Source organism: Pseudomonas sp. HTZ2 (assembly GCF_033173945.1).
Lineage (GTDB): Bacteria > Pseudomonadota > Gammaproteobacteria > Pseudomonadales > Pseudomonadaceae > Aquipseudomonas > Aquipseudomonas guariconensis.
In genome coordinates this window covers 308284-324116 of sequence record NZ_CP137332.1, presented here as the reverse complement: position 1 = coordinate 324116, position 15833 = coordinate 308284, and the positions used below count along the sequence as shown (strand labels likewise).

Here is a 15833-nt window from a genome sequence, read left to right as displayed (position 1 = left end):
ACCCTTACATGAAAGCTGGGAATGCACTTTCCCCACAAGCGAAAAAAAGTGCAGGTGTCATTCCTTTTTGGATCGACCTTCTGGTCCCACCTATCAGCCTTGCAGCTGGTCTTTGATCCACTCCACCAACGCCCGCACCTTCGGCACCTCCGCGGCATGTTCGGCGAACGCCAGGTAATGCGCGCCGTTGCTCTTCATCGCATGGTTCCAGGCCATCACCAGGCTGCCCTCGGCCAGTTCCTTGGCCACCAGGTAGCGGGGCACCAGCGCCACGCCGCAACCGGCTTGTGCCGCGCTCAGCGCCATATAGAAGGTGTCGAAGCGTGGCCCGTGGTAGCTGTTGTCGGTATGCAGCCCTTGCTCCAGGAACCACTCGTGCCAGGCCTCCGGGCGCGAGGTGCTTTGCAACAACACAAGCTGCGCCACCGCACTGGCGTCCTTGAGCTCACGGCCTTGCAACAGCTCCGGCGCGCACACCGGCACCACCTCTTCGCCGAACAGCTCCACGCAGGTGGCGCCTGGCCAGGTGCCCTGGCCATAGAAAAAAACTGCATCCGCCGAGCCCTGAAGCAGGGCGAAAGGCTCCATTTCGTTGCGGATGTCCAAATGAATGTTCGGGTAGCGCTTGCCGAAACCCTTGAGGTGCGGAATCAACCAGCGCACGCCAAAGCTTGGTTGGGTGGCTACCTTCAATACTTCGGTCTGCTCGCCATAGGTCAGGACGTAGCGGCTGGACATGTCCACCTGGGTGAGAATCTTGTTGACTTCGGCCAGGTACAGCGAGCCGGCTGGTGTGAGTTGCAAACGTCGGCGGATACGCAGGAACAGATGATGCCGGAGCATCTCTTCGAGCTGCGCGACCTGCTTGCTGACCGCGCTCTGGGTCAGGTGCAGCTCTTCGGCCGCGCGGGTGAAGCTCAAGTGGCGAGCAGCAGCCTCGAAGCACTGCAAGGCGGTCATCGAGGGTACCAGGCGTTTGGACATAGCGGTCTCTACGGCAGGAGGATCATTACCTGACGGAATGATATGCGGAATAAAGGTCGTTTGTTGCGCTAGTGTCATCGGATTAATACTGATCCACATCAGGTTTTCAACCCTTCACCCCCTGTAGGAGAAGCACATGGTCGCTGGATTGCTCGAGCGCCTTGGCGTTGCCGCCGAGGCTTACACCCAGGGTGACTACCCTGTTCACACCCCGATCGACGGTAGCCAGATCGCCTCGGTGAAACTGCTCGGCAAAGCCGAGACCACTGCCCGCATCGACCAGGCCCACAAAGCTTTCGAAGCCTGGCGCAGCGTGCCGGCCCCGCGCCGTGGCGAGCTGGTGCGTCTGTTCGGTGAAGTGCTGCGTGCACACAAGGCCGAGCTGGGCGAACTGGTGTCCATCGAGGCCGGCAAGATCACCCAGGAAGGCCTGGGTGAAGTGCAGGAAATGATCGATATCTGCGACTTCGCCGTTGGCTTGTCGCGTCAGCTGTACGGCCTGACTATCGCTTCCGAGCGTCCAGGCCACCACATGCGCGAGACCTGGCACCCGCTGGGCGTGGTCGGCGTCATCAGCGCCTTCAACTTCCCCGTAGCGGTCTGGGCCTGGAACACCGCGCTGGCGCTGGTCTGCGGCAACGCCGTGGTGTGGAAACCGTCCGAGAAGACCCCGCTGACCGCCCTGGCCTGCCAGGCACTGTTCGAAAAGGCCCTGAAAGCCTTTGGCGATGCACCAGAAGGCCTGAGCCAGCTGGTGATCGGTGGTCGCGAAGCCGGCGAAGCCCTGGTGGATGATCCACGCGTACCGCTGGTCAGCGCCACCGGCAGCACCCGCATGGGCCGCGAAGTGGGCCCACGTGTAGCCGCCCGATTTGGCCGCAGCATCCTCGAGCTGGGTGGCAACAACGCCATGATCCTGGCCCCGAGCGCCGATCTCGACCTGGCCGTGCGCGGCATCCTGTTCGCCGCGGTCGGTACTGCGGGCCAGCGCTGCACCACCCTGCGTCGCCTGATCGTGCACCGCTCCATCAAGGACGAAGTGGTTGCCCGCGTCAAAGCCGCCTACGGCAAGGTGCGCATCGGTGACCCACGCAAGGACAACCTGGTCGGCCCGCTGATCGACAAGCCATCCTTCGACGCCATGCAAGGCGCGCTGGCCAAGGCCCGCGACGAAGGTGGCCAGGTCTTCGGCGGCGAGCGCCAGCTGGCCAGCGAATACCCCAACGCCTACTACGTTTCGCCGGCCATCGTCGAGATGCCGGGCCAGAGCGAGGTGGTGCGCCACGAGACCTTCGCCCCGATCCTCTATGTGCTGGCCTATGACGACTTCGAAGAGGCCCTGCGCCTGAATAACGAAGTACCGCAAGGCTTGTCGTCGTGCATCTTCACCACCGACCTGCGTGAGGCCGAGCGCTTCCAGAGCGCCTCGGGCAGCGACTGCGGTATCGCCAACGTCAACATCGGCACCAGCGGCGCGGAAATCGGCGGCGCGTTCGGTGGCGAGAAGGAAACCGGCGGTGGTCGTGAGTCCGGTTCCGATGCCTGGAAAGGCTACATGCGTCGTCAGACCAACACCGTGAACTACTCGCGCGAGCTGCCGCTGGCGCAGGGGATCGTGTTCGACTGATGATCGCAGGCCGGGGGCCTTGCCCCCGGTTCGCGGGTGGACCCGCTCCCACAGGTACAACAGGGTTTTTGACCTGTGATGTAGTTGTGGGAGCGGGTCCAGCCGCGAAAGGGCCGCGCAGCGGCCCCAACAAGAACAACACTGCTGGAGCCGGGCCATGTCCGAATTGCGTCAAGAATGTCTGTGGGAGTTCGTCACCAAGCCGACCGTCGCCGCCCAGGCGCTGGCGGGTGAGCACAAGGCCGATGTCTGTGTGATCGGCGGCGGCATCACCGGGCTGTCCGCAGCGATCCACCTGCTCGAACAGGGTAAGTCGGTGATCCTGCTGGAGGCCTGGAAGATCGGCCATGGTGGCTCTGGACGCAACGTCGGTCTGGTCAATGCCGGCACTTGGATCCGTCCCGACGATGTCGAGGCGACCCTCGGCCTGGAGCAGGGCAGCCGCCTGAACAAAGTGCTCGGCGCAGCGCCTGCCGAAGTGTTCGCGATGATCGAGCGCCTCGGCATCGACTGCCAGGCCCAGCACAAAGGCACCCTGCACATGGCACACAACGCCACTGGCATTGCCGACCTCGAGGCGCGTCACGCCCAGTGGAGTCGTCGCGGCGCGGATGTCGAGCTGCTGACCGGGGCCCGCTGCCAGGAATACTGCGGCACCGACAAGATTTCCGCCGCGCTGCTCGACCGCCGCGCCGGCACCATCAACCCAATGGCCTACACCCAGGGCTTGGCTGCCGCCGTGGCACGCCTGGGCGGACGGGTATTCCAGCAATCTTCGGTCGAAGGCCTTGAGCGCGACGGCGATGGCTGGCGAGTGAACACCGCTCGCGGCTCGGTGCGCGCCGACAAGGTGGTGATCTCCACCGGTGCCTACACCGAAGGCGAGTGGAGCAACCTGCAGAAGCACTTCTTCCGTGGCTACTACTACCAGGTGGCTTCCAAGCCGCTGCAGGGCGCCGCGGCCGACAAGGTCCTGCCTCATGGCCAGGGCTCCTGGGACACCCGCACCGTGCTCAGCAGCATTCGCCGCGACGACCAAGGCCGTCTGCTGCTCGGCAGCCTCGGCCGAGTGGACAACAAGCCGGCTTGGTTCGTGCGCAGCTGGGCAGACCGCATCCAGAGCCATTACTACCCGGAGCTGGGCAAGGTCGAGTGGGAGATGCACTGGACCGGTTGCATCGACTTCACGCCGGATCACTTGATGCGCCTGTTCGAGCCGGCCCCTGGGCTGGTGGCGGTGACTGGCTACAACGGCCGGGGCAACACGACCGGGACGGTGATTGGCCGTGCGTTCGCCGAGTTCCTGCTCAAGGATGACCCGAACAGCCTGCCGATCCCGTTCTCGCCAATGAAGCCGGTCAGCGCGCCTTCGCTGCGCACGGCCTTCTATGAGTCGGGCTTCTCGCTGTATCACGCGGGGCAATGCCTGCGGGTGGTGCTCTGACCGCGTCGGCTTGTGCGCGGGCAAACCCGCTTCCACAGGGCAGCGCTGGCCTTGTAGGACTAGGTCTACCCGCGAAAGGCGCCTGGGCGCATCACTTGTGCAGCCAGCTGAGGAAGCCGCCTTTCTTCACCACGGGCGGTTTCTGCATCAGCAAGGACTCCCGGTTCTGACGACGGAAACGCTGCAGTTTGGTCAGAGCGGTCTGTACCTCGCCCCGCTGGGCCAGGCAGTTGCGCACCTGCTCCTTGTCGATGCGATAGAGCAGGCAGCCTGTCAGGGTCCGAAATTCGGCCAGCGACTCCTCCTCGTCGATCAGGCCTTCGATTCCCAGCACCTCGCCAGGCCCCATGCGCCCGGCTTCGATCAGGCGTTCGCCATCGCGAATCGACGCCGACACCACGCCGCTGCCGATCACCAGCACATAGTCGGAGTGTTCCCCCACGCCCAGGATCACCTGGTCCGCCAGGTATTCCACCGCGGTCATGCGCTGGCTCAAGGCGTCGCGTTCATCGCTGGTCAAGGAGCGGAACACCCGCACGTCATCCAGCAGCTCGCGCTGGCGACTGCGTGGGGGCAGGGCGAGGTCCACGTTCCACATCACCCCGTTGGCCTCCAGATGACGATGGGCCAGGTCGAACAGTTGGTTGCGCACCTCGACCTTGCGCTCCATGGTCGCCACGAACCCGCTGGCCTCGTACTCCACCGACTCTAGCGTTGAGGCTTTCACGGTCACCTTGGGCGGCGGTGTCGTGAGTAGCGCGCTGGTGCCCTGCAGGGCTTTTTCCAGCGCATCGAATACCCGCTTGGGGCGCACCTTGGCCGGCACCACCACGCTGATCGACACCCCATGCACGTCCGCCGGACGGCTGAAATTGAGCAGCTTGGCCTTGGCCACCACCGAGTTGGGCACCACCGCCAGGCTGCCATTGCCGGTGAGCAGGCGCGTGGCGCGCCAGTCGATGTCCAGCACCTTGCCCTCGGTACCGTCGATGGAGATCGCATCACCAATCTGATAAGGCCGCGTAGTGTTGAGCACGATGCCTGAGAACACGTCCGCCAAGGTGCTCTGCAATGCAAGGCCGATGACGATGGCCATGACGCCTGAGGTTGCCAGCAGCCCCTTGACCGGCAGTTGCATCACGTAGGCCGCTGCCGCGATCACCGCTGCCACGAAGATCAGTGCCCCGAGCACGTCTTGCAATAACCGCCCGCCATGACCGCCCCGGGCGATCAGCACCAGGCCGAACACCACTGTCACGGTACGGGCAAAGAACAGCCACCAGGCGATCTCCAGCGCGGTGGCCATCAGGTTGCGGGGCACGTCGTCCACCCAGGGCGCCGGTTGCAACGGGCTCATGCCCGCCGCCAACAGGACCCAGCTGAACAACAGGAAAATAACCAGCCGAGCGCCGATACGGCAGGCCCGGCGCTGGACCGGGATCAATTGCCATAACACCAGGTCGAGCAGCAGCAGGGCGGCGCCGAGCAACAGCGGGGAGGACTGAATGAACGCCAGCATGGAAGTCTCGCGACAGAGAAAGGCTGTGGGTAGTAAAGAGCAGGTTGGGCGGGCAGGCAATGGAGCCGGGGCCGCACAGCGGCAAAAGGCTCGCAAAGGGTGTCGCTTCGATCATCGTTCCGAAAATAGAACGCTAGAGCCAGTTTTCGCTATCTAGTGCTTCAAAGGTGATGTTTTTAATCTGTGCCCATGCAGTCAAGGCAACACCCCAACTCACTCACTGAAGGAACACAGACCATGAGCAAATTCACCTACAACCGCCTGGACAAGAACAACGCTGCCGTACTGCTGGTCGACCACCAGGCAGGCCTGCTCTCGCTGGTACGGGACATCGAGCCTGACCGCTTCAAGAACAACGTGCTGGCCCTGGCGGACCTGGCCAAGTACTTCAACCTGCCGACCATCCTCACCACCAGCTTCGAGCAAGGCCCCAACGGCCCGCTGGTACCGGAGCTCAAGGCGCAGTTCCCGGACGCCCCCTACATCGCGCGTCCAGGCCAGATCAACGCTTGGGACAACGAAGACTTCGTCAAGGCGGTGAAGGCCACCGGCAAGAAGCAACTGATCATCGCGGGTGTGGTGACCGAAGTGTGCGTGGCCTTCCCGGCGCTGTCGGCCTTGGAAGAAGAGTTCGAAGTGTTCGTGGTCACCGATGCCTCCGGGACCTTCAACGAGATGACCCGCGACGCCGCCTGGCGCCGGATGGAAGCGGCCGGTGCGCAACTGATGACCTGGTTCGGCGTGGCCTGTGAGCTGCACCGCGACTGGCGCAACGACATCGAGGGCCTGGGTACCCTGTTCTCCAACCACATCCCGGACTACCGCAACCTGATGACCAGCTACAGCACGCTGACTGCTGGCAAGTAACCCACTTCACCAGGCGCCGGATCCCGGCGTCTGGCCTCATCTTGTCCAGGGGAAGGCCGATGAACAACCGTACCGTGGTGACGCTGGTCATCCAGCACAAAGTGCGCACCGATGCGCTGGCGCGTTATGAAGCCTGGTTGCGGCACACCGTCAGCGTGGCCCGCCAGCAGCCGGGTCATCTGGATGTGAATGTGATCCGTCCTGACGACGATGGCCGTCAGTTCACCACCGTGGTGCGCTTCGCCGAGGCCGACCAGCTGCAGGCCTGGGTCGACTCTCCCGAGCGCCAGGCGCTGATCAACGAGGTGCTGCCGCTGCTGGAGGAGGGCGACCAGACCCAGGTCCATGACGATCCGGAGTTCTGGTTCACCCCGCCCACCACCGGTGCATCCCAACCGCCGCGCTGGAAGCAGGCGCTGCTGACTTACCTGGTGATTTGCCCCATGACCTTGGTCATCCCGCAACTGCTGTCGCCGCTTTTCGCGCGCTTTCCGCAGTTGGGCGGCGCGATCACCGGCAACTTGATCGTCAACCTGTTCGTCATCCTGCCCGTGGTGTTCTACATCATGCCGTGGGTAACCCGTCGCTGCGCCGACTGGCTGCGCGGCTGAACCACGCCTTTAGCTCGACACTTTCAAGGAGATACCGATATGACCACCCTCGTTACCCGCGATGGCACTTCGATCTATTACAAGGACTGGGGCAGCGGCAAGCCTGTGCTGTTCAGCCACGGCTGGCCACTGGACGCCGACATGTGGGATTCGCAGATGGAGTTCCTGGCCAGCCGCGGCTACCGCGCCATCGCCTTCGACCGCCGTGGTTTCGGGCGTTCGAGCCAGCCCTGGGATGGCTACGACTACGACACCTTCGCCGATGACATCGCCCAGTTGATCGAACACCTCGATCTGCGTGACGTGACCCTGGTCGGCTTCTCGATGGGGGGCGGTGATGTCAGCCGTTACATCGCCCGTCACGGCAGCGAGCGGGTGGCCGGGCTGGTGTTGCTGGGGGCGGTGACCCCGGTGTTCGGCAAGCGTGACGACAACCCCGAGGGGGTCGACCTGTCGGTGTTCGAAAGCATCCGTGCCGGTCTGCGTGCCGACCGTGCGCAGTTCATCGCCGATTTCGCCACACCGTTCTATGGCCTGAACCATGGGCAGCAGGTCTCCCAAGGGGTGCAGACCCAGACCTTGAACATCGCCCTGATGGCCTCGATCAAGGGCACCCTGGACTGCGTGACAGCCTTCTCCGAGACCGACTTCCGTCCGGACATGGCGAAGATCGATGTACCGACGTTGGTCATCCATGGCGACGACGACCAGATCGTGCCGTTCGAGACCACCGGCAAGCAGGCGGCGGCGTTGATCCGCGGGGCTGAGCTGAAGGTGTATGCCGGGGCACCGCATGGGTTTGCAGTGACCCATGCCCAGCAGCTGAACGAAGATCTGCTGGCGTTTCTTCAGAAGTGATCGTGGCAGGCTTTCACGGGTGAGCCCGCGAATCAAGCTCGCCAGGCAGCACAAATGGTGAACAGGGCTACCCTTTCACAACCCACCGCACTGCACTTATCGGCATGCCCCGCAGCGGCTCCGGCCGCTGCCGCCTAGACGGAGAAGACCATGTCCAAGGATCGCAACGACAAGACCCGTCGCCAGTTCCTCGCCACCAGTACTGTCCTCGGTGCCGCCGGCGCGCTCTGGTCCGCATTGCCTTTCGCCGGCCAAGCCGGTTCCGCTTACGCAACAAGCCAAGGAGGTTCCATGTCCGCCGACCTGATTCTGTTCAACGGCAAACTGCATACTGTTGACCGCGAGAAGCCCACCGCGACCGCCGTCGCCATCAAGGACGGCCGCTTCATTGCCGTGGGCAGCGACGCCGAGGCCATGGCCCACAAAGGCAACACCACGCAGATCATCCACCTCAAGCAACGCACGGTGATCCCCGGTCTGAACGACTCGCACCTGCACCTGATCCGCGGTGGCCTGAACTACAACCTGGAACTGCGCTGGGAAGGCGTGCCATCGGTTGCCGATGCCCTGCGCATGCTCAAGGACCAGGCCGCACGCACCCCCACGCCCCAATGGGTGCGAGTGGTCGGTGGCTGGAACGAATTCCAGTTCGCCGAAAAGCGCATGCCGACGCTGGAAGAAATCAACCAGGCCGCGCCGGACACGCCGGTGTTCCTGCTGCACCTTTACGACCGCGCGCTGCTCAACCGTGCCGCCCTCAACGCCGTGGGCTACACCAAGGAGACGCCCAACCCACCAGGCGGCGAGATCCAGCGTGACAAGTTCGGCAACCCGACCGGCATGCTCATTGCGCGTCCCAACGCGATGATCCTCTACGCCACCTTGGCCAAGGGGCCGAAGCTGCCGCTGGAGTATCAGGTCAACTCCACGCGCCAGTTCATGCGTGAGCTCAACCGCCTGGGCCTGACCAGCGCTATCGATGCCGGTGGTGGCTACCAGAACTACCCGGACGACTACCAGGTGATCCAGGAACTGGCCGACAACAACCAGTTGACCGTGCGGATTGCCTACAACCTGTTCACCCAGAAGCCTAAGGAGGAGCTGGCCGATTTCAAGAACTGGACCTCCAGCGTCAAGCTGCATGGCGGCAACGACTTCTTCCGCCATAACGGCGCCGGCGAGATGCTGGTGTTCTCCGCCGCCGACTTCGAGGACTTCCTCGAGCCGCGCCCGGATCTACCGCAGACCATGGAGCAGGAACTGGAGCCGGTGGTGCGCCATCTGGTTGAGCAGCGCTGGCCGTTCCGCCTGCACGCCACCTACAACGAATCGATCTCGCGCATGCTCGACGTGTTCGAGAAGGTCAATCGCGATATCCCGTTCAATGGCTTGCCATGGTTCTTCGACCATGCTGAGACCATCACCCCGCAGAACATCGAGCGAGTGCGTGCGCTGGGCGGTGGCATCGCCATCCAGGACCGCATGGCCTTCCAGGGGGAATACTTCGTCGACCGCTACGGCGCCAAGGCTGCCGAGCAGACGCCACCGATCAAGCGCATGCTCGACATGGGCGTGCCGGTGGGCGCCGGTACCGACGCGACACGGGTGTCCAGCTACAACCCGTGGACCTCGCTGTACTGGTTGGTCAGCGGCAAGACCGTGGGTGGCATGGCGTTGTATCCGCAGGGACTGAGCCGCGAGACTGCGCTGCAACTGTTCACCCAGGGCAGCGCCTGGTTCTCCAGCGAGCAGGGCAAGAAAGGTCAGATCAAGGTGGGGCAGTTGGCGGACCTGGCGGCACTGTCACTTGACTTCTTCAGTGTCGATGAAGAGGCGATCAAGGGCATCGAGTCGGTGCTGACCATTGTCGATGGCAAGGTGGTCTATGGCGCAGCGGAGTTCGACAAGCTCGGACCGCCCCAGGTGCCGGTGCTGCCGGAGTGGTCGCCGGTGACCAAGGTTCCGGGGCATTGGCGGGTGGGTACACCGTCCTTGGCGGCGGTGGCACATCAATGTGTCGGGCCGTGCGGCGTACATGCGCACAGCCATGAGAAAGCGCGTCATTCGACCGTGCCGGTGAATGACTTCCAGGGCTTCTGGGGAGCGTTGGGCTGTTCCTGCTTCGCCTTCTGAAAGCCACCAGGCTGGCGCCGGCCCCCACAGCATTCAACAGGCTCTTGTGGGGGCTGGCGACCGCGTGCCAGGGCTGCAAAGCGTCACCCGCCAACTCACGCCATATCGCTGACCGCGAACTCCTCGGCCAGATGATCGATCAACGCCCGCACTGACGGTAGCAACCCCCGCCGGGACGGGAAGATCGCATGGACGATCCCGCAGCGCGGGTGCCAACCCGGCAGCATTTCCACCAACCTGCCTGCCGCCAGGTCTTCGCGCACCGCTACTCGTGGCAAATGCGCGATTCCCACACCTGCCACCACAAAGTGACGCAAGGCGAACAGGTCGTCGGTGACTACCTTGGGCTTATGTGCGATCACCAGCTTCTGCGCCATGCTTTCGTCCTGGAACAATTCCCACTGGTACTCACGCTGCGAACTGCCCCAATGCAGGCTGGGCAGTTGGCCCAGCATCTGCGGCTCGAAGTTTTCCGGCAGTTGTTCGAGAAACGACGGCTGCCCCACCAGGCACTGAGTACTATTGCTCAGCACCTTCATCACCATGTCGGTATTCTCCAGCGGCGGGAAGCGCACCCGCAGTGCGATGTCGAAGCCTTCGTGAAGCAGGTCGACCCGGCGGTTGGTGCTCTCGATGAACAACTCCACCTGCGGGTACTTGGCCATGTAGCGCGTCAGCATCGGCCCCACCCAGGCATTGAGCAAGGTCGTGGGGCAACTGATGCGTACCAGGCCGCGGGGCTCGCTGCGGTTGCGCTCGATGATTTCGGCGGCCCCCTCGGCCTCCACCCGCATGGCCAGGCAGCGCTGGTAATAGGCTTGGCCGACTTCCGTCAGCGAGCAGTGCCGGCTGGTGCGATGCAGCAGACGCACGCCCAGGCGCTCTTCCAGTTCGGCGATGCGCCGGCTGAGCTTGGATTTGGGCATGTCCAGGGCTCGGCCGGCCGGCGCGAAACCGCCGTGCTCGACTACCTGGGTGAAGTAGTAGAGGGAGTTGAGGTCTTCCATGGGCATTCTCGAAACGCAGGCGAGGGATTTCGCAGTCTACCGTAGCGAGTCTGTTTTGAGCGGCGAAGGCCCATGAATGAGTAGGGGCCGCTGTGCGGCCCATGCAGGATCAGTCCATCTTCGCAGGCATAGCGGTGCGCTGAGGCTATGGCCTACGGTGCATCCGACTCGAACAGCCGCTCCAGCTCCTTGCGCGCTTCCTGGGCGGTCTGCATCACCTTGGCCCGGTCGTCGCGCACGCGGCCTTGGGCTTCGAGCACTTGTTCGTCGTGTTCGGTGAAGCGTTGTATGCGGTCTGCGGCCTGCTCGCCCGACAAGCCCAGTCCGAGCAGGGTGCGGCGGCTCATCTCAAGGCTGGAATAGAACGTCTCACGGATCGGCTCGGCGCCCACGTCCATCAGCTTGTGCACATGCTGGCGGTTGCGCGCCCGGGCGATCACCTTCAGGTGCGGATACAGGCGCTTGACCCGCTCGGCGGTGCGGGTGGTCACTTCCGGATCATCCGTGGTGATGATGACGTACTCGGCCTCGCCAACCTTGGCCGCATGCAAGACCTCCGGGCGCTGCGGGTCGCCGTAGAACACCGGAGCCTGTTCGAAGGTGCGAGTCATCTCGATGGTGTCCACCGAGGTGTCCAGGGCAATGAAGGGGATTTTCTGCGCCCGCAGGATGCGCGAGACGATCTGGCCCATGCGGCCCATGCCGACGATCACCACCCGTGGCGTGTCGGCCTGGATGCTCTTGTAGTGCTCCGGCACCTCGCGAGCCGGTTGCGGGCGCTTGAGCAGGCGTGCGCAGGCCAGCAGCAACAGCGGGGTGATGGCCATCGACAGAGTGATGGTCATCAGCAGCATGTCGTGGGTACGGGCATCGAACAGGCCCTGGTCCTTGCCCAGCTTGAACACTACGAAGGCGAATTCGCCACCTGCCGCCAGCACCACGCCAAGGCGCAGGGCGCTGGCGGTGTTCAAGCCGCCGGCCAGGCGCCCGACCAGCATCAGCAACGGCAGTTTCACTGCCACCAGCAGCAGGGTCAGGCCGAGCAGTACCAGCGGCATCTCCAGCAGCAACCCGAGGTTGGCGCCCATGCCCACACTGATGAAGAACAACCCCAGCAACAGACCTTTGAACGGCTCGATCTGTGACTCCAGCTCGTGACGGTACTCCGAGTCCGCCAGCAGCAGACCGGCGAGGAAGGCGCCCAAGGCCATGGAAATGCCGGCCTGCTCCATGAGCCAGGCGGTGCCGATCACCACCAGCAACGCAGTCGCGGTGGACACCTCCGGCAGGCCGGTACGGGCCACGGTGCGGAATACCGGGCGCAGCAGGTAGCGGCCGCCGACGATGACGATGGCGATGCTGGCGAATACCTGCAGACCATGCTGCAGGCTGTCGCCATGGCTGGTGTCCGGGCCGCTGGCGGCCAGCAGTGGCACCAGGGCGATCAAGGGGATGGCGGCGATGTCCTGGAACAGCAGGATGGCGAAGGCCAGGCGACCGTGAGGGGCATTGAGCTGTTTGCTTTCGGCCAGGCTCTGCAAGCCGAATGCGGTGGACGACAAGGCCAGGCCCAAGCCCAGCACCATGGCGCTGGGCAGCGGCTGGCCGAAGCCGAACAGGGCGATGGCGCCAATGACCGCACCGGTCATCAGCACCTGGGCCAGACCCACGCCGAACACCGCCTTGCGCATCAGCCACAGCCGCCGTGGCGAGAGCTCCAGGCCAATGATGAACAGCAGCAGGACCACGCCCAGCTCGGAGATGTGCGCGACGCTCTCGGTGTCGCGAATCAGTCCCAGTGCCTGGGGCCCGATGGCCACACCAGCGAGCAGATAGCCGATCACCGCCCCCAGTTGCAGGCGCTTGGCCAGGGGTACGGCAACGACGGCGGCAAGCAGGAAAATCACCGCCGTTTGCAGCAGGCTGGCTTCGTGGGGCATGGCTCGGACTCCTTGAGCGACGAGAGGGTTAGGCAATGGATAGCAGAGGCGGGCATTTTCGTCTTGAGCAGCAAACAGGACAATCCCGTCGCTTCGGGAAGCATCGTTCCGGAATCGATACCTTTGGGCAGCGGATTATCCGCGAACCGGTTGCTGTCTGATGATCAGGTGCTTGGTCGATACTGGAGCGCTTCGGCCAGGTGCGCACGCCCAATGCATTCTCTCTGTTCAAGGTCTGCCAAGGTACGGGCTACCTTGAGCAGGCGATGGGCCGCCCGCAGGGACAAAGTCAGGCGCTCGCAGGCATTTTCCAACCAGGCCTGGTCGACCGCTTCCAGCGCACAGTGGCGACGCAGGCCGTTGAGGTCGAGAAAGGCATTGGCGCAGCCCTGGCGCCGCTGCTGTAGCTCACGTGCCTCGGCCACCAGGCGGGCGACGCTGGCGCTGGACTCGCCGCAGGGCTGGTGGGTCAGTACGGTGCTTTCCCTGGCCACGGTCTGGTGCAGATCGATCCGGTCGAGCAGCGGGCCGGACAGCTTGTTGCGATAACGCTGGATTTGCTCGGTGCTGCACCGGCAACGCCCGGTGGGATCACCCAGGTAACCGCAAGGGCAGGGGTTCATGGCCGCTACCAGCTGAAAGCGTGCAGGAAAGCGTATGCGATCCTTGGCACGGGCCACCACGATTTCCCCTGACTCCAGCGGCTCGCGGAGCACTTCGAGCACGCGTCGCTCGAACTCCGGCAGTTCGTCCAGAAACAACATGCCATGATGCGCCAGGGTGATCTCGCCCGGTTGAGGTCGACTGCCACCGCCCACCAGGGCCGGGCCTGACGCCGAGTGATGAGGATGACGGAAGGGGCGCTGGGGCCAGCAGTCCAGCGGCTTATGACCGCTGACCGATTGGATTGCCGCCACTTCCAGAGCCTCGTGCTCATCCAGCGGCGGGAGCAACCCGGGCAGGCGGCTGGCGAGTAGGGTCTTGCCCGTGCCGGGCGGTCCGGTGAAAAGCAGATTGTGTGCACCGGCCGCAGCCACCAGCAGCGCACGCTTGGCGGCAGTCTGGCCCTGGACCTCGCTGAGGTCCGGGTAGGGCCGCTCCCGCAGCAGCAGGCCGTTGGCTGCAAAGGGTGATAGGGGCCACTGGCCGTTGAGGTGGGCCACCAGCTCGAGCAGATGGCCCACCGCGTAGACCACCAAGCCATTCGCCAGGCTCGCTTCCTCGGCGTTCTCCCTGGGTACCACCAGGGCTCGCCCAGCCTCTCGCGCGGCCAGTGCAGCAGGCAGCACGCCTTGCACTGGGCGCAATCCACCCGACAGCGCCAGCTCGCCGATGCACTCGATTTCGCTCAGGGGCGCCACCGGAACCTGGCCATTGGCGGCCAGGATGCCCAAGGCGATGGCCAGATCGTAACGCCCGCCGTCCTTGGGCAGATCGGCCGGGGCGAGGTTCTGGGTGATGCGTCGGGCGGGGTAGTCCAGGCCGGAGTTGACGATGGCGCTGCGCACGCGGTCCTTGCTCTCCTTGACCGTGGCTTCGGGCAGACCGACCAGGGTCAGGGTGGGCAGGCCGTTGGCCAGATGGGTTTCGACACTGACAGCAGGCGCCAGCACGCCGACCTGGGCGCGGCTGTGGACGAGGGCGAGGGACATGGACACTCCGTGGTCGCTTGGGGAAAACCGCTTCCTGCGGTTGGGCAAGCATAGAGCGCCTGGGGAAGGGCGATTGCGAAAGAGTGCGTCGGGGTTTTGCAGGGAGTGACCGACGGCCTGTAGGGACAGCGGTGTTCATGAGAACACCGCAGAACAGGCATCGGCGAAAGCGGGCGGCTGTTATTGCTCAGCGGACGGAGCGATCCGCGCTTCCAGCTCGGCCACCTGCTTTTCCAGGGCTTCCAGGCGTGCGCGAGTGCGCGCCAGGACTACCATCTGGCTGTCGAATTCATCCCGGCTGACCAGGTCCAGCTTACTGAAGGCGCCCTGCATGAGGACCTTGAACTGGCTCTCCAGTTCGGCGCGTGGCTGTGCGGTGTCGCCGCTGAACAGGCGAGAGGCCTGGTCGCTCAGGGCGTCGAGAAAGGCTTTGGGCGCGAGCATGTTGGGCTGTCCGCTTGAATCGTTGAGAGGTGCGCAGTGTAGCACGCACCTGGATGGCGTTTGCCCTGCACATTTTTTGCGCAGTCTGCAGCGGTTCGACGCACCGAAGTTGTGCGTGTTTTCTCTGCTGGCGATTGGCCAAAGCCTGCCTCTGAGCGTAATCGACTGTTTTTGCTCGGGTTATTCGAAGTGGCAAGGTTTCTGCAAAGACCATTTCGAGCCATGCACTGATGCAGTTCTTGTGACCAGGCAGTGCGAGGCTGGAACCAACGGCCCCTCGACTTTGGCGAGAGGGCTCCGACGACGGGTTACAAAGCCAACCGCTGCGCTTAGACTTGAGACGGGTTTGTTTTCCTGGGGCAAGTCCACCAAATCGGGAGAAGTTTCATGAAGCTAGTCACTGCCATCATCAAGCCGTTCAAGCTGGACGACGTGCGCGAGTCGCTGTCGGAAATCGGCGTGCAGGGCATCACCGTGACCGAAGTAAAAGGCTTCGGTCGGCAGAAAGGCCATACCGAGTTGTACCGCGGTGCCGAGTACGTGGTCGATTTCCTGCCCAAGGTGAAGATCGACGTCGCGATCGACGACAAGGACCTTGACCGTGTCATCGAAGCCATCACCAAGGCCGCCAACACCGGCAAGATCGGTGACGGCAAGATCTTCGTGGTCAATCTGGAGCAGGCCATCCGCATCCGTACCGGCGAAACCGATACCGACGCGATCTAAGTAACACCGCCTCACAAACCC

13 protein-coding genes are annotated in these 15833 nt (G+C 63.8%); 7 read left to right on the top strand and 6 right to left on the bottom strand.

Translation table 11 applies throughout. The annotated features are described in order from the left end of the window. Positions 1 to 93 precede the first annotated feature (93 nt). The gene (locus R6G97_RS01490; RefSeq protein WP_043213029.1) at positions 94 to 984 is read right to left on the bottom strand and encodes a LysR family transcriptional regulator; all 891 of its coding nucleotides are present in this window, start codon (positions 982 to 984) and stop codon (positions 94 to 96) included. Between the two features lie 136 nt (positions 985 to 1120). Between R6G97_RS01490 and amaB the strand changes: the two genes are divergently transcribed. Both amaB and amaA read left to right on the top strand, forming a co-directional pair. After that, on the top strand, positions 1121 to 2611 hold the full coding sequence (amaB, locus tag R6G97_RS01485) for an L-piperidine-6-carboxylate dehydrogenase (protein WP_043213031.1): 1491 nt from the start codon (positions 1121 to 1123) through the stop codon (positions 2609 to 2611). A 157-nt stretch (positions 2612 to 2768) separates the two neighbouring features. Then, positions 2769 to 4055: an L-pipecolate oxidase gene (amaA, locus tag R6G97_RS01480; protein ID WP_043213452.1), complete on the top strand. Its 1287-nt coding sequence runs from the start codon at positions 2769 to 2771 to the stop codon at positions 4053 to 4055. A 91-nt stretch (positions 4056 to 4146) separates the two neighbouring features. On the opposite strand, the gene R6G97_RS01475 is transcribed toward amaA, so the two are convergent. After that, a complete protein-coding gene (locus R6G97_RS01475; RefSeq protein ID WP_253131342.1) occupies positions 4147 to 5574 on the bottom strand; it encodes a mechanosensitive ion channel family protein in 1428 nt (475 codons plus the stop codon). Between the two features lie 237 nt (positions 5575 to 5811). Here R6G97_RS01475 and ycaC point away from each other — a divergent pair, with 237 nt between their 5' ends. The 4 genes from ycaC (at position 5812) to R6G97_RS01455 (ending at position 10043) form a co-directional block, all read left to right on the top strand. Next, complete coding sequence (gene ycaC / locus R6G97_RS01470) at positions 5812 to 6441, top strand: isochorismate family cysteine hydrolase YcaC (RefSeq protein WP_043213448.1); 630 nt, start codon at positions 5812 to 5814, stop codon at positions 6439 to 6441. 59 nt (positions 6442 to 6500) lie between these two features. Continuing rightward, a complete protein-coding gene (locus R6G97_RS01465) occupies positions 6501 to 7052 on the top strand; it encodes an antibiotic biosynthesis monooxygenase (RefSeq protein ID WP_090344239.1) in 552 nt (183 codons plus the stop codon). Between the two features lie 39 nt (positions 7053 to 7091). Next, positions 7092 to 7910, top strand: a complete 819-nt coding sequence (locus R6G97_RS01460) for an alpha/beta fold hydrolase (protein WP_043213444.1) — start codon at positions 7092 to 7094, stop codon at positions 7908 to 7910. Positions 7911 to 8201: 291 nt separating this feature from the next. Next, positions 8202 to 10043 (top strand): amidohydrolase, encoded by a 1842-nt coding sequence (locus R6G97_RS01455; protein WP_317848183.1) that lies wholly within the window; start codon positions 8202 to 8204, stop codon positions 10041 to 10043. Between the two features lie 95 nt (positions 10044 to 10138). On the opposite strand, the gene R6G97_RS01450 is transcribed toward R6G97_RS01455, so the two are convergent. The 4 genes from R6G97_RS01450 to R6G97_RS01435 all read right to left on the bottom strand — a co-directional run bounded on the left by R6G97_RS01450 (position 10139) and on the right by R6G97_RS01435 (position 15086). Further along, positions 10139 to 11050: a LysR substrate-binding domain-containing protein gene (locus R6G97_RS01450; protein WP_043213439.1), complete on the bottom strand. Its 912-nt coding sequence runs from the start codon at positions 11048 to 11050 to the stop codon at positions 10139 to 10141. Positions 11051 to 11202: 152 nt separating this feature from the next. Continuing rightward, the gene (locus R6G97_RS01445; RefSeq protein ID WP_090344245.1) at positions 11203 to 12990 is read right to left on the bottom strand and encodes a monovalent cation:proton antiporter-2 (CPA2) family protein; all 1788 of its coding nucleotides are present in this window, start codon (positions 12988 to 12990) and stop codon (positions 11203 to 11205) included. A 164-nt stretch (positions 12991 to 13154) separates the two neighbouring features. Further along, positions 13155 to 14642, bottom strand: coding sequence for a YifB family Mg chelatase-like AAA ATPase (locus tag R6G97_RS01440; protein WP_317847721.1), 1488 nt, complete (start codon positions 14640 to 14642; stop codon positions 13155 to 13157). Between the two features lie 180 nt (positions 14643 to 14822). Continuing rightward, entirely contained in the window at positions 14823 to 15086 is a 264-nt protein-coding gene (locus R6G97_RS01435) for an accessory factor UbiK family protein (protein WP_043213432.1), read from the bottom strand. Between the two features lie 387 nt (positions 15087 to 15473). Here R6G97_RS01435 and glnK point away from each other — a divergent pair, with 387 nt between their 5' ends. Then, positions 15474 to 15812 carry a P-II family nitrogen regulator gene (glnK, locus tag R6G97_RS01430; protein WP_002555808.1) on the top strand — a complete coding sequence of 113 codons (339 nt, stop codon included), beginning with the start codon at positions 15474 to 15476 and terminating at the stop codon, positions 15810 to 15812. Positions 15813 to 15833 lie beyond the last annotated feature (21 nt).

Bases quoted from the DNA above. Each gene is read 5' to 3' on its own strand.
- R6G97_RS01450 (WP_043213439.1), bottom strand. From the start codon at position 11,050: ATGGAAGACCTCAACTCCCTCTACTACTTCACCCAGGTAGTCGAGCAC.
- R6G97_RS01475 (WP_253131342.1), bottom strand. From the start codon at position 5,574: ATGCTGGCGTTCATTCAGTCCTCCCCGCTGTTGCTCGGCGCCGCCCTG.
- R6G97_RS01455 (WP_317848183.1), top strand. From the start codon at position 8,202: ATGTCCGCCGACCTGATTCTGTTCAACGGCAAACTGCATACTGTTGAC.
- glnK (WP_002555808.1), top strand. From the start codon at position 15,474: ATGAAGCTAGTCACTGCCATCATCAAGCCGTTCAAGCTGGACGACGTG.
- R6G97_RS01465 (WP_090344239.1), top strand. From the start codon at position 6,501: ATGAACAACCGTACCGTGGTGACGCTGGTCATCCAGCACAAAGTGCGC.
- amaA (WP_043213452.1), top strand. From the start codon at position 2,769: ATGTCCGAATTGCGTCAAGAATGTCTGTGGGAGTTCGTCACCAAGCCG.
- ycaC (WP_043213448.1), top strand. From the start codon at position 5,812: ATGAGCAAATTCACCTACAACCGCCTGGACAAGAACAACGCTGCCGTA.
- R6G97_RS01440 (WP_317847721.1), bottom strand. From the start codon at position 14,642: ATGTCCCTCGCCCTCGTCCACAGCCGCGCCCAGGTCGGCGTGCTGGCG.
- amaB (WP_043213031.1), top strand. From the start codon at position 1,121: ATGGTCGCTGGATTGCTCGAGCGCCTTGGCGTTGCCGCCGAGGCTTAC.
- R6G97_RS01460 (WP_043213444.1), top strand. From the start codon at position 7,092: ATGACCACCCTCGTTACCCGCGATGGCACTTCGATCTATTACAAGGAC.
- R6G97_RS01445 (WP_090344245.1), bottom strand. From the start codon at position 12,990: ATGCCCCACGAAGCCAGCCTGCTGCAAACGGCGGTGATTTTCCTGCTT.
- R6G97_RS01490 (WP_043213029.1), bottom strand. From the start codon at position 984: ATGTCCAAACGCCTGGTACCCTCGATGACCGCCTTGCAGTGCTTCGAG.
- R6G97_RS01435 (WP_043213432.1), bottom strand. From the start codon at position 15,086: ATGCTCGCGCCCAAAGCCTTTCTCGACGCCCTGAGCGACCAGGCCTCT.